13 protein-coding genes are annotated in these 12,408 nt (G+C 65.0%); 4 read left to right on the top strand and 9 right to left on the bottom strand.

Translation table 11 applies throughout. The annotated features are described in order from the left end of the window. Nucleotides 1–153 precede the first annotated feature (153 nt). From XH81_RS13345 to eno, 5 genes are all read right to left on the bottom strand, one after another. The gene (locus XH81_RS13345) at nt 154–471 is read right to left on the bottom strand and encodes an FtsB family cell division protein (protein WP_028141594.1); all 318 of its coding nucleotides are present in this window, start codon (nt 469–471) and stop codon (nt 154–156) included. 236 nt (nt 472–707) lie between these two features. Continuing rightward, complete coding sequence (locus tag XH81_RS13340; protein ID WP_028141593.1) at nt 708–1,259, bottom strand: NADPH-dependent FMN reductase; 552 nt, start codon at nt 1,257–1,259, stop codon at nt 708–710. A 296-nt stretch (nt 1,260–1,555) separates the two neighbouring features. After that, nucleotides 1,556–2,554, bottom strand: coding sequence for an MBL fold metallo-hydrolase (locus tag XH81_RS13335; protein WP_028141592.1), 999 nt, complete (start codon nt 2,552–2,554; stop codon nt 1,556–1,558). Nucleotides 2,555–2,666: 112 nt separating this feature from the next. Then, entirely contained in the window at nt 2,667–3,800 is a 1,134-nt protein-coding gene (locus XH81_RS13330) for a zinc-binding dehydrogenase (protein ID WP_028141591.1), read from the bottom strand. Nucleotides 3,801–3,844: 44 nt separating this feature from the next. Continuing rightward, nucleotides 3,845–5,128 carry a phosphopyruvate hydratase gene (gene eno, locus XH81_RS13325; protein WP_028141590.1) on the bottom strand — a complete coding sequence of 428 codons (1,284 nt, stop codon included), beginning with the start codon at nt 5,126–5,128 and terminating at the stop codon, nt 3,845–3,847. A 176-nt stretch (nt 5,129–5,304) separates the two neighbouring features. Here eno and XH81_RS13320 point away from each other — a divergent pair, with 176 nt between their 5' ends. Together XH81_RS13320 and queF are read left to right on the top strand one after the other, a co-directional pair. After that, a complete protein-coding gene (locus tag XH81_RS13320; RefSeq protein ID WP_028141589.1) occupies nt 5,305–6,282 on the top strand; it encodes a Vgb family protein in 978 nt (325 codons plus the stop codon). A 154-nt stretch (nt 6,283–6,436) separates the two neighbouring features. Beyond that, on the top strand, nt 6,437–6,889 hold the full coding sequence (gene queF, locus XH81_RS13315) for a preQ(1) synthase (RefSeq protein ID WP_038949812.1): 453 nt from the start codon (nt 6,437–6,439) through the stop codon (nt 6,887–6,889). 68 nt (nt 6,890–6,957) lie between these two features. Here queF and XH81_RS13310 read toward each other — a convergent pair whose 3' ends face one another. From XH81_RS13310 to XH81_RS13295, 4 genes are all read right to left on the bottom strand, one after another. Beyond that, nucleotides 6,958–7,449, bottom strand: a complete 492-nt coding sequence (locus XH81_RS13310) for a GNAT family N-acetyltransferase (protein WP_038974896.1) — start codon at nt 7,447–7,449, stop codon at nt 6,958–6,960. Nucleotides 7,450–7,561: 112 nt separating this feature from the next. Then, nucleotides 7,562–8,770, bottom strand: coding sequence for an MFS transporter (locus XH81_RS13305; RefSeq protein ID WP_028141586.1), 1,209 nt, complete (start codon nt 8,768–8,770; stop codon nt 7,562–7,564). Further along, nucleotides 8,770–9,618 (bottom strand): 3-deoxy-8-phosphooctulonate synthase, encoded by an 849-nt coding sequence (gene kdsA / locus XH81_RS13300; protein WP_028141585.1) that lies wholly within the window; start codon nt 9,616–9,618, stop codon nt 8,770–8,772. Before kdsA ends, XH81_RS13305 begins: the two co-directional genes overlap by 1 nt. 126 nt (nt 9,619–9,744) lie before the next feature. Beyond that, nucleotides 9,745–10,071, bottom strand: a complete 327-nt coding sequence (locus XH81_RS13295; RefSeq protein WP_028141584.1) for an NIPSNAP family protein — start codon at nt 10,069–10,071, stop codon at nt 9,745–9,747. 197 nt (nt 10,072–10,268) lie between these two features. Here XH81_RS13295 and XH81_RS13290 point away from each other — a divergent pair, with 197 nt between their 5' ends. Both XH81_RS13290 and XH81_RS13285 read left to right on the top strand, forming a co-directional pair. Further along, complete coding sequence (locus XH81_RS13290; RefSeq protein ID WP_271596248.1) at nt 10,269–10,943, top strand: response regulator transcription factor; 675 nt, start codon at nt 10,269–10,271, stop codon at nt 10,941–10,943. Further along, complete coding sequence (locus XH81_RS13285) at nt 10,940–12,316, top strand: sensor histidine kinase (RefSeq protein WP_028141582.1); 1,377 nt, start codon at nt 10,940–10,942, stop codon at nt 12,314–12,316. The genes XH81_RS13290 and XH81_RS13285 overlap by 4 nt, the downstream gene beginning before the upstream one ends. Nucleotides 12,317–12,408: the final 92 nt, after the last annotated feature.

The raw sequence follows: 12,408 nt of genomic DNA, 5'->3' as shown, positions 1-12,408 counted from the left end.
TTCGGCGAGCGCCGCAGAAGCCATGACCCCGCCGCGGCACTGCCGTCAAGGCGGTCGCCCGGTTCCGGACTTACGACCTTCGCAGGAGGAAGGCACTGTGGTCGGATCTTGGCGGCGGCTTTCGCTGTCGGTTTCGAAAGCTTGCGGAAAACGCTACTTCGCCGGGATCATCCGAACGAGATCGCGCGGATTGACGTAGTCGAGCTGGAAGCGCGCCCGCTCGTCCAGCATGTCGGGGTCGATCCGCTCGGACCGCAGCAGCGACACCCGCTGCTCGCTCCTGGCGCGCTCACGCTTGAGCTGGGCCAGTTCGCTCGTCAGCGCGATGATCTCCTGGTCGAGTTCCTGGCGGGCGTTGAGGCCATATTTGCCGGTATAGGCGTTGACGCCGAAATAGCCGACGATGGCCGCCGCCATCGCGTAGAGGGCAAGACCGGTCAGGATCGATTTCAGGCGCGCGCGGGAGACCATCTTGGGAAGATGAGACAGGTTGGTTAAGGGAGTGCTAATTGCCCCTGCCCGTCGTCATGCCCGGGCTTGTCCCGCCTGCGCGGCCGAAGCCGCTTCGGCGCGGCGAAGGCCCGGGCATCCACGTTCTTCGTCGCTCGGGGCCAAGACGTGGATGGCCGGGACATCCAGCGCGAAGACGCGCTTCGCGCTTTTGCCCGGCCATAACGGAGAGTTGGGCAAGCTTCGGCGGAAAAGCCTCAGCCGTGGTGCTTGGCGACGTGCGCGGCGAAGGCGTCGATATAGGCCTGGAGCACGGGCTTCAGCGAGTCCTTGGTGAGGTTGCCTTCGGCGTCGAAGGCGTCGCCGACCGCATTCAGATAGATCTCCGGCTGCTGCATGATCGGGCCCGCAATGCCCGGCAGGATGTTCTGAAGCGTCTTTGCGGCGCTGACGCCGCCGAGCGGACCCGGCGAGTTCGAGACGATGCCGACCGGCTTGCCGTTGAACGAGCTCTTGCCGTAGGGCCGCGAGGCGACGTCGATGGCGTTCTTCAGGACGCCGGGGATCGCGCGGTTGTATTCCGGCGTGACGAAAATGACGCCGTCCGACTTCTGAAGCTTGTCGCGGAAGGCCAGCCAGTCCGCGGGCGGCGCGCCCTCGAGGTCCTGGTTGAAGAACGAGATGCCCGCCGGCGTGACGACCTCGAGCTTGAGCGTATCCGGCGCAAGCTTGGCCAGCGCATTGGCGATCTTCAGCGAAAAGCTGTCCTTGCGCAGGCTGCCGGCGATCGTGACGATGTTGTAGGCCATGGATTGTCCTTGAGGGCTTGAGCTGGAGTGCCGCGACGGCACTTAAGCGATCTCGTGTGGTGGATGCAAGTGCATGAACCCGCCCGATTTGGAAACGCTGTGTTTCGCGAAAGCAGACGTTTGGGCCGTCGCCGGGATGGAGCGCCGGCGTAACCCAGGGCCCTACCCCAAGCTACGCCGGTCCCGGATGATGCTGCGCTCCATCAGGGCTACAATTCCGTGCTCGTGGATGCGATCCAAAACAATCGGGCCGCCAAGTGGCGGCCCGAACGTACGCGCAAAGCTGCAGGTCCCGATCAGATCGTCGGATTCCACGCCGACGGGATCAGGCGATATTTGGCGCCGTCCTTCTCGACATGGCCGACCGCCGGGAACGTGAAGTGGAAGCCGATGACGGTCGCCTTCTCCGCCGCCGCCATGTCGTAGAATTTGTGGCGCGTCTCCTGCGCCAGCGCGGCATCGTTGTCGAACATCACGTGCCAGTCGGGATTGCGCAGGAAGAATTCCGGGATGTTGGTGACGTCGGACTGGATCAGCACCTTGGCATCGCCGGACGCGACAGCGAACGAGGTGTGGCCCGGCGTGTGGCCCGGGGTTGCGATCGAGGTGATACCCGGCGCGACCTCCTTGCCCCACTCGTATTTGGTCACCTTGGATTCGAGGCCGGCGAAGGTCTTCTTCACGTTGGCGAAGTAATTCTTCATCATCGGATTGGACTCGGCCTTGGCGGCGTTGCCCTCGCTGGTCCAGAACTCCCAGTCCTTGCCCGGCACCATGATCTCCGCATTGGGGAATGCGAGCGCGCCGTCGGCGAGACGAATGCCATTGGTGTGATCGGGGTGCAGATGTGAGAGCAGCACCACGTCAATGTTCTTCGCCTCGACGCCGGCAGCCTGGAGATTTTGCAGGGTGCGGCCGACGGCGCCCTTGCTGGCTTCGAAATTCGCAATGCCGTTGCCGGTGTCGATCAAGACGAGCTTGGAGCCGGTGTTGATGAGCTGCGGGTTGAACGGCACGGTGACCATGCCCTTCGGCATGTAGGCCGCCTCGCCGGCGGCCAGCGCCTCGTCCTTCTGCAGGTTGGCGACGAACTTGTCCGGCATCGGGAAGGTGCGCGCACCGTCATTGATCGACGTGCACTCGAAAGCGCCGACCTTGTAGCGATAGAAGCCCGGCGCCTGCGTCCCGGCCTGCGGCACCGCGGCATTGACGGCGGCCGGTCGGAGGCCGGTTATTGCGGCCGCGCCGACGGCAGCGGCGCCAGCGAGCAAATGACGACGATTGAGATCGGTCATGGAGTCCCCTTCTGAGCCTTGCGGTTTTCCGCATTCAATGGCGGCGGAATAATCCCCCGCTTCGCTCAGAAGGCAAGACCTTCCTTCGATGACCTGCCGTCGCAGATCACGATTATTTATTTGGGTTGATGAGGAATTTTTCGCCAGTGGCACGTTTGGCGTACACGGCGATGTTGGCGGGATCAAGCACCTCGGTCAGCGACACCACCTTGGTGTAGTGACTGGCGAAGGTGGTCTTGAGCTCGGACGCGACGCGCTGGCGCAGGCGGCCGATCTCGGCCGGGCCGATGTTCTGGAGGAACGGCGTCAGCAGCCAGCCACCGACGCCCCAGGTCAGTCCGAACGACCGGCTCAATTCGGTCGGACGGTTGTCCAGGCTGCCGTAAATGTAGATCTGCTTGTACACGTTGGAGCCGTAGCGGCTGTATTCCTTCGCAGTCTTGTTGGCGGCAACTTCCATGGCGGTCAGAATCTGGCTGGCCAGCTTGCCGCCGCCGATGGCGTCGAAGGCGATCGTGGCGCCGGTCTCGACCAGCGCATTGGTGAGATCGTCTGTGAAGCTCGGCGCGCTGGAATCCACGACGTGCTTGGCGCCGATCTTGTGCAGGATATCGGCCTGCTCCTTGCTCCGGACGATGTTGACGAGGCCGATGCCGTCCTTGATGCAGATCTTGTTGAGCATCTGGCCGAGATTGGACGCAGCTGCCGTGTGCACGAGCGCCTTGTGGCCCTCCCGCCGCATCGTCTCGGTCATGCCGAGCGCGGTCAGCGGATTGACGAACCAGGACGCGCCGTCGGCGGCCGTGGTGCCCGCCGGCAGCTCCATGACGTCGCGGACCTTCAGCACGCGGTACTGCGTGTACATCGCGCCGCCGATCATCGACACCGTCTTGCCGATCAGCGCCTTCGCGGCGTCCGACGATCCGGCCGCGATCACCGTGCCGGCGCCCTCGTTGCCGACCGGCAGCGACTGATCGAGCCGGGCTCCCATCATCCGCATCGCAGCCTCCGGCATTGTCGCGGTGATGACCGGCATCTCCTTCGTGCCGGAGGCCTTGGCGGCGGACATGTCGGCGGGCCCGATCAGGAGGCCGAGATCGGACGGGTTGATCGGCGTGGCCTCGACGCGAACCACGACCTCATCGTCGGCCGGCTCCGGCGTCGGGACATTCACGAGCGACAATTCCAGCTCGCCACTCTTCTTCAGCAGCGAACGCAGTTGCAGTCCGGTCTTGCCGTCGCTCATGTCGATCCTCCCCTGTCCGTCTTTTCTCGAGTCGAAGCGCTGGCTTATGCCAGCGCCTTCAGTGCCGCCTTGCCGCCGTACAGCGCCTGCTTGCCGAGCTGCTGCTCGATGCGCAGGAGCTGATTGTATTTGGCGGTGCGGTCGGAACGTGCAAGGGAGCCGGTCTTGATCTGACCGCAATTGGTGGCGACCGCGAGGTCGGCGATGGTGGAATCCTCGGTTTCGCCGGAGCGGTGCGACATCACCGAGGTGTAGCCGGCCTTGTGGGCCATCTCGACGGCGGCGAGTGTCTCGGTCAGGGTGCCGATCTGGTTGACCTTGATCAGGATCGAGTTGGCGCGGCCGGTCTTGATGCCGTCGGCGAGGCGCTTGACGTTGGTGACGAAGAGGTCGTCGCCGACGAGCTGGCACTTCTTGCCGATGAGATCGGTGAGCTCCTTCCAGCCGTCCATGTCGTCTTCCGACATGCCATCCTCGATGGTCACGATCGGATAGCGCGAGACCAGGTCTGCAAGATACTTGGCCTGCTCCGAGATCGAGCGGGTCTTGCCCTCGCCTTCATAGACGTACTTGCCCCCCTTGAAGAACTCGGTCGAGGCGCAGTCGAGCCCGAGCACGATGTCGCTGCCCGCCTTGAATCCGGCCTTACCGATCGCGTTCATCACGAATTCCAGCGCGGCGTCGGCCGACGGCAGGTTCGGGGCGAAGCCGCCCTCGTCGCCGACATTGGTGTTGTGGCCGGCCTTCTTCAGCTCCGACTTCAGGGTGTGGAAGACTTCAGCGCCATAGCGCAGGCCTTCAGCGAAGGAGGATGCGCCGACCGGCAGGATCATGAACTCCTGGAAGTCGATCGGGTTGTCGGCGTGCACGCCGCCATTGATGATGTTCATCATCGGCACCGGCAACAAGCGCGCCGAGGTGCCGCCGACATACCGATAGAGCGGCATGTCGAGCGAATTCGCGGCCGCCTTGGCGCAGGCGAGCGAGACGCCAAGGATGGCGTTGGCCCCGAGCCGGCTCTTGTTCGGCGTGCCGTCGAGGTCGATCATGATCTGGTCGATCTGGGCCTGTTGCTCGGCATCGAGACCACTGAGGGCCTCGAAGATCTCGCCGTTGACGGCACCGACCGCCTTGGAGACGCCCTTGCCGAGATAGCGAGCCTTGTCGCCGTCACGCAGTTCCACCGCCTCATGGGCACCGGTGGAGGCGCCCGACGGCACCGCGGCCCGGCCGAGCGCGCCATCCTCCAGAACGACATCGACCTCGACGGTGGGATTGCCCCGGCTATCGAGGATTTCGCGGCCGATGATGTCAATGATGGCGGTCATGATGTGCACTTCCGTTCGTTGGAGCTGATCGGTTCGCCGCGGGTCTTACACGGGCCGCAAGCAAATGTGAACGCTTGAGGGTGGCACTTCGACTGACGCGTGAAGTCGCCAGGATTAAGGTCGCGGGCATCGGGTCTGTGCGTGCATCCTCAATCCCAAGCAGTCGGGGTAACGCCATGAATCGCCGCCAGTTTCTTGCTTCCAGCACCGCCCTGTTCGTGGTTCGCCCAAGTTTTGCCCAAGAGGGCCCGTTCCGGACAAAATACTTCCCGATCAGTGCCGGTATCGGCCTGCACGATCTCACGCCCGCCCCTGACGGTTCGGTCTGGTTCACGGCGCAGGGCAAGGGCTTGCTCGGCAGGCTCGATCCCCGGGATGGCAGTTTCAAGACCGTCGGCCTCGGTCAGGGCGCCGCTCCGCATGGCGTGACCATCGGCCCCGATGGCGCGCCCTGGATCACCGAGGGCGGCCAGAACGCGATCGCACGGGTCGATCCCGGCGATCTCAAGGTCACGCTGTTCCGCCTGCCGGAAAAGTTCGCCTCGGCCAATCTCAACACCGGCGTGTTCGACAAGGAAGGCACTTACTGGTTCACCGGCCAGTCCGGCTATTACGGTCGGCTCGCGCCGAAGTCCGGCGACATGAATGTGTTCAGGGCGCCCAAGGGCGTCGGCCCCTATGGCATCACCGTGACGCCCAAGGGCGAGGTCTGGTACGCCTCGCTTGCCGGCAGCTATATCGCCAGGATCGATCTGGCGACCGGCCATGCCAGCGTTGTCGAGCCGCCAACGCCAAGCCAGGGATCGCGGCGCGTCTGGTCGGATTCGAAGAGCCGGATCTGGGTCAGCGAGTGGAACAGCGGCCATGTCTCGGTCCACGATCCCGCCGATGGGTCGTGGAAGAGCTGGAAGCTGCCGGGCGAACGTCCCCGCGCCTACGCCGTCTTCGTCGACGACAAGGACAAGGTCTGGCTGACCGATTTCTCCGCCAACGCGATTGTCCGCTTCGATCCCGCCACCGAGCGGTTCAACGTGTTCGCGAGCGACAAGGCCAACGCCAATGTGCGCCAGCTCGACGGCCGACCGGGCGAACTCTGGGGCTGCGAGTCCGGCAACGATCGCATCGTGCTGATCCAGACAATTGCCGCCGGTTGACGGCAGCGGCATTTGCGTCCATCCCGGCATCCTCTGGAGCGCGATCTTGTCGCGCTCCGATTTCTGTTGAGCATGATCTTTCGGAAAACCGGTGCCCACTTTGCGCTAACGCGGCCCTTCGGGTCCGGATCATGCTCCAAAGGATGTGACGACGATGGCGAAGAAATCCCTCCAGCTCGGCCGCGCGGTCGAATGGCCGCACACACCGGAAGATGCCCAGCTCGACCGCGTGCCCAATCCGCAAAAGGGCACCGACTATCTGGTGCGCTTCACCGTGCCGGAATTCACCTCGCTCTGCCCGGTCACGGGCCAGCCGGATTTCGCGCATCTGATGATCGACTACGCGCCGGGTGCGTGGCTGCTGGAATCGAAATCGCTCAAACTCTACATCGCGAGCTTCCGCAATCACGGCGCGTTCCACGAGGACTGCACCGTCATGATCGGCAAGCGCATTGCGAGCGAGATCAAGCCGAAATGGCTGCGGATCGGCGGCTATTGGTATCCGCGCGGTGGCATCCCGATCGACGTGTTCTGGCAGACCGGCCGCGTACCGAAGGGCCTGTGGGTGCCCGAGCAAGGCGTCGCGCCGTATCGCGGGCGGGGTTAGCGGCCAACCGGTCGCATTTTCCGCGGCTTTGGAACGCGACAAAGTTGGCGCTGGCAACCATGCTCGTCCTACAAATTGGCGGCGAGATAGCGCACGGTCTTCGCGCCGTTTTCGATGGTTGCCCTTCCAACCTCGACAAAGCCCAGGGCTGCATGGAATCTGTCGGAGACAGGGTTGGGCGGATCGAGGTTCACCTCGCAAACGACGCGTGTATGGCCGAGCTCCCCCGCGCGCTCCAGCAGATGGGCGTAGAGCAAGCGTCCGATACCGTGGCGCCGGTACGCCTCGGCAACGATAACCCGGTCGACATAGAGAAATCTGTCGAACCGACCGCGAAACCAAAGAAAGTGTCCGCCGTCGTAGTCGTCGGATTGTTCGAACGCCAGCAGAAGCGCTGCGTCGGGTTGAACGAACAGCGCCAGCCGCGCCGATCCGATCAATCGGTCGAACCGCTCCGGCGTGAGCAACGAAGTCTCGCGCGCGCTCGCATTGTTCAGGAGGAGCAGCGCGTCCCTTTTCGGCTCGCGGTGAAGGTCTTCGATCTCAAATTGCGTTGACATGGCGCAGGACACACAGGTGATAATCTGGACAATAGACCAGGCGCCTCTCGCCCGACAGCCCATCGCGGCAGAGGCGACAGATGGCTGACTGGTTAGTCCCACACCATAGCGCTTAAACGCGCGCATCCGCCGGCGCCCGCTGCTTGAGCAGCCGGGCGCAGACGCAGCCCAGCACGACCATGATCGCAGCGCTCGCGAACAGGGTCGGCATCTTGCCGGCATGCTGGAGCCCGAAGCCATAGGCGAGCGGCCCGACCGTCTGCCCCATGAAGAAGAAGAACGAATGCAGCGACAGCGCGGTGGCGCGCGCCTCGACCGAGAGCTCGCTGGCAAACACCTGGAGACAGCCATGGGCGATGTAGAAGCCCCAGCCCATGACGATGAGATTGAGCGCCTGGACCTCCCAGCGCGGCCCGAAGGCCACGGCGACGAGTTGTGAGGCGACCAGCGTCATGCCCGCGATCATCATGCCCTTCATGCCCAGCCAGGGCAGCAGGCGCGACACCGTCAGCGTGTAGAACAAACCGCCGACCGCAAAGCCCGCGATGACGATGCCGGCGATCGACAGCGAGGTCTGCCCGAGTTCGAACAGGAACGAGGCGATATAGGGAAACAGGCCGAGCACGCAGCAGCCTTCGACGAACACCGCCGAATAGCAGACATAGGCATTGGGGTTGGTGAAGATGGTGCGATAGCCGGCCTTCAACGCCGACAGGCTCGTCTTCGGCGGATGCTTGACCTTGGCGCCGCGAAAGCCGGCAGCGACCGCGATCGACGCCACGATCACGAGCCCGCCCAGCACCGCGAGCACGCCGCGCCAGCCGAGAAAATCGCCGATCAGGCCGGAAGCCGAGGCGCCGAGCAGATTGCCGGTCATGGCGCCGGCAAGCGTGCGGCTGATCGCGACCTGGCGTTTCTCGGGCCCGACGAGATCGCTGGTCAGGCTCAGCGCCACCGGAAACACGCCGCCGGAGCCGATGCCGGCGAGGATGCGGGTCGCAAACAGAACCGAGAACGAGGACGAGAGCGCGCCGAGGATGTTGGCAAGGCCGAGCAGCGCGAGGCAGCCGATCATTAGCCGCGTCTTGCCGAACAGATCGGCGGCAGCGCCGACAATGGGTTGGATGATCGAGAAGGTGAAGGCGAACACCGCGGCAAAGCCTGCGGCGGTGGCAATGCTGACGCCAAAATCCTCGGCGACGTGCGGCAACACCGGGTCGAGTGCGCGTGCCGAAAGCGCCGCGGCGAAGCTAGCTCCTGATATGACGTAGAGCGCTGTCGGCAGGCCGTGATCGTGCGACCGCGCCTCGCCTTGCTGCATCAGCGCGGGTTCTTTGCCAGCGCGTCGAACGCCTTCAGCCTGGCGATCAGCCCCTCGAACTCGCGCAGCGGCACCATGTTGGGCCCATCGGACGGCGCGCGATCGGGATCGGGATGGGTCTCGATGAAGACACCGGCGACGCCGACCGCCACGGCGGCGCGTGCGAGCACCGGCACGAATTCGCGCTCGCCGCCCGACGAGGTCCCCTTCCCGCCCGGCTGCTGCACCGAATGAGTGGCGTCGAAGATCACGGGCGCACCGGTGGTCCGCGCCATGATCGGCAGCGCACGCATGTCGGAGACCAGCGTGTTGTAGCCGAAGGACGCCCCGCGCTCGGTGACGAGCACGTTGGGATTATCAGCGCTGGTAATCTTCGTGACGACATTGGCCATGTCCCAGGGCGCCAGGAACTGCCCCTTCTTGACGTTGACGACCTTGCCGGTTGCGGCGGCAGCCAGCAGCAGATCGGTCTGCCGGCACAGGAAGGCGGGGATCTGCAGGATGTCCACGGCCTGCGCCACCTCGGCGCATTGCGCGGCATCGTGCACGTCGGTCAGGACAGGCAGGCCGAGCGAGGAGCGGATTTCGGCGAAGATCGGCAGCGACTGCGCGAGGCCCAGCCCGCGCGCCGCCGACGCGCTGGTGCGGTTGGCCTTGTCGAACGAGGTCTTGTAGACGAGGCCGATGTTCAGCCGCGCCGCGATCTCCTTCAGCGCGGAAGCCACCTCCAGCGCATGCTGGCGGCTTTCGAGCTGGCATGGTCCTGCAATGATCGAGATCGGCAGATCATTGCCGAACTTGACCGTGCCAATGGTGACGACCGGCGCCGCTGAATGCGAAGAGCTCAAGGCAAATCCCTCGTTTCGGCGCGACCATAGCCGCCATGAGGGTCGGATCAACCCTATTCGGCCAGGGCCGGTCGAATATCAGGGTTGCGCCGGGGTCCCCGGCGCCGCCCTTGCATCGGCAGGTTCCTACTTCACCGCCGAGAAGGCAGTCGGCGTCAGGAGCTGGCTGACGATATTGCCGACGATCTGGCCGTCCGCTTCGCTCTCGGCGCGTGCTTTCATCCAATCCGGATCGGTCATGAACGCGCCCCACTTCTTCTCGCGCTCGGCGAGTGAGTCCCAGGCCAGGAAATAGGTCAGCTCCTGATTGGAGTCACCGATCAGCGTCGTGAAGAATCCGGCCTGCTTGATGCCGTGCTTCTCCCAGATCTTCAGCGTCGCGGTCTCGAATCGCTTGAGCAGCGCCGGCAGACGGCCCGGCACGCAACGATAGATGCGCATTTCGTAGATCATTCTTGTTTCTCCCTGACCAAGTTCGGCGGTTATAACGACTGGCCCTGACGGTGTCTTGAGCCCCGCCCGACCGCCCCTGTCGCGTTCCGCGCATGGCTGGGGCCCGCTCAAGGCCACTCTGTCGCGGCCGGTTCCCGCAATGCTGCCGCAATGGTACGGCCGCTAGAATGGCACGGGTGAGGTTGAGGTGCCGGATCATGCGGATTTTGCTCGTCGAGGACGAGGCCGAAATGGCCGACGCGCTGGCGTCGGCGCTGAAGCGCTACGACATGGTGGTGGACCATGCCCCTCCGCTCGCCGAGGCGGAGGAGGCCATTTCTGCCGACGTCCACGCCGCCGTCCTGCTCGATCGCCAGCTTCCCGATGGCGACGGTCTCGCCTTGATCCCGAAGCTGAGGGCCCGCGCCGACGGGGTGCCGATCATCGTGTTGACGGCGCGCGGCGAGGTCGCCGACCGCGTCGCCGGGCTCGATCGCGGCGCCGACGACTATCTGGCCAAACCGTTTGCCGTCGAGGAGCTGCTGGCGCGGCTGCGCGCGGTGCTGCGGCGGCCGGCCGGCCTCTCCCCTGATGTGATCCGCGCCGGCCGCCTCGCCTTCGACCTCAGTCACCGCGAGGCCAGCATCGACGGTGTGCCGCTCGAACTGCCGCGCCGGGAGCTGCTGGTGCTCGAGGCCCTGGTCCGCCGCATGGGCCGGACCGTGCTGCGCTCGGCGCTCGAAGAGGCGGTCTACAATTTCGACGACGAGATCCAGTCGAACGCGCTCGACACGCACGTGTCGCGGCTCCGACGAAAGCTCGCGGAAGCCGATGCGGGCATCGAGATCCACGGAATCCGTGGCGTCGGCTATCTTCTCAAGAAGCTGATATGAGCAAGCACGACGATCCCTATTGCCTGCGCTCGCGGCTGAGCTGGCGCCTGCTCTCGCTTCAGGCCGCGATCCTGGTCGCGCTGGTTGCGGTCGTCCTCGCCGGGCTCTGTGCCTCCGGCTTCGTGCTGGCCGAGCGCGACGAGGACCGCGTCATCGACGTCGTCCAGCACGCGCTCACACGCGAGGCGCAAGGCGGATTGGCCTTGCAGCCGACCGCAGAGCTGAAGCAGTTGCGCAGTGAAATACCTGACCTCTGGTTTCTGGTGCGCGACCGGCAAGGCCACTCGCTCAGCGAAGGCACCGTGCCGGCCGAATTCGCTGCGATCGGCAACGGCCTCGACCAGATCAGCCAGGCGCGGCTCGGCTGGCAGATGTTCGAGGACAATCCGCACAAGCCGGCGGCACGACTGAAGCGGGTCGACACCGATGCGGGCAACGTGCAGGTCATCACGGCGACACAAGGACGTCTGACCGGCGCCAGGGCGCTGTACATGACATCCCTTGCGTTCCTCGGCATCGCCCTGCCCGGCCTGCTGCTGATGGGAACGGCGACGTTCATCGCCACGCCGATGATCGTGCGGCGCGCGTTCAGGGGGCTCGATAGCGCAGCGGACGAGGCGCGGCGCATCGACATCCATCAGCGCGGCGCGCGGCTGCCGGTGGAGCGCATCCCGCTGGAGGTCATGCCGCTCGTGAGCGCGATCAACGACGCGCTGGCGCGGCTCGACCAGGGTTATGCCCGCCACAAACGCTTCGTCGCCGACGCCGCGCACGAGCTTCGTACGCCGATCGCGATCCTGAACACGCGGCTGGAGTCACTGGCCCCTGGGCCGGACAAGACCCGTCTGCTGGAGGATTCCGCGCGGCTGGCGACGCTCGCCGAACAATTGCTCGATATCCAGCGGATCGACCGCTGCGGCCATCCCTTCACGCGCGTCAATCTCGTCACCGTTGCGCAAAGCGTCGCCGCCGATCTCGCGCCGCTGGCGATTGCCGCCGGCTACGAGCTGGCCCTCGACGCGCCGGCGACACCGATCGAGACCATCGGCGATGCGGCGGCGCTGGAGCGCGCGCTGACCAATCTCGTGCAGAATGCAATCCAGCACGGCCCGCGCCGCGGCACGATCGGGATTCGCGTCAGCAGGCCTGCGAGCATCGAGGTCGCGGACGAAGGCGCTGGCATTCCCGCCGGTCAGCGCGAGCAGATCTTCGAGCCGTTCTACCGGCTGACGCCGCTCGATCGCGGTGCCGGCCTCGGCCTCAACATGGTGCGCGAGATCGTGCAGCTGCATGGCGGCCACGTTTCGGTCGCGGACGGACCGGAGGGCGGCGCCTGTTTCCGGATGACGCTGCCGGAAATGCGGCAGAGCTGATTCAATTCGCATTCGCACAGGTCAGCGCAATGCTGTCGCAATGCGCTCCCGCGACACTGCATGCGTCGCACCTCATTGAGGTGCAAAGCAAG

The sequence above is a fragment of the Bradyrhizobium sp. CCBAU 25360 genome (assembly GCF_028128695.1).
Lineage (GTDB): Bacteria > Pseudomonadota > Alphaproteobacteria > Rhizobiales > Xanthobacteraceae > Bradyrhizobium > Bradyrhizobium ottawaense.
The sequence above is the reverse complement of the archived record's forward strand: the minus strand, read 5'-3'. Positions and strand labels throughout refer to the sequence as shown.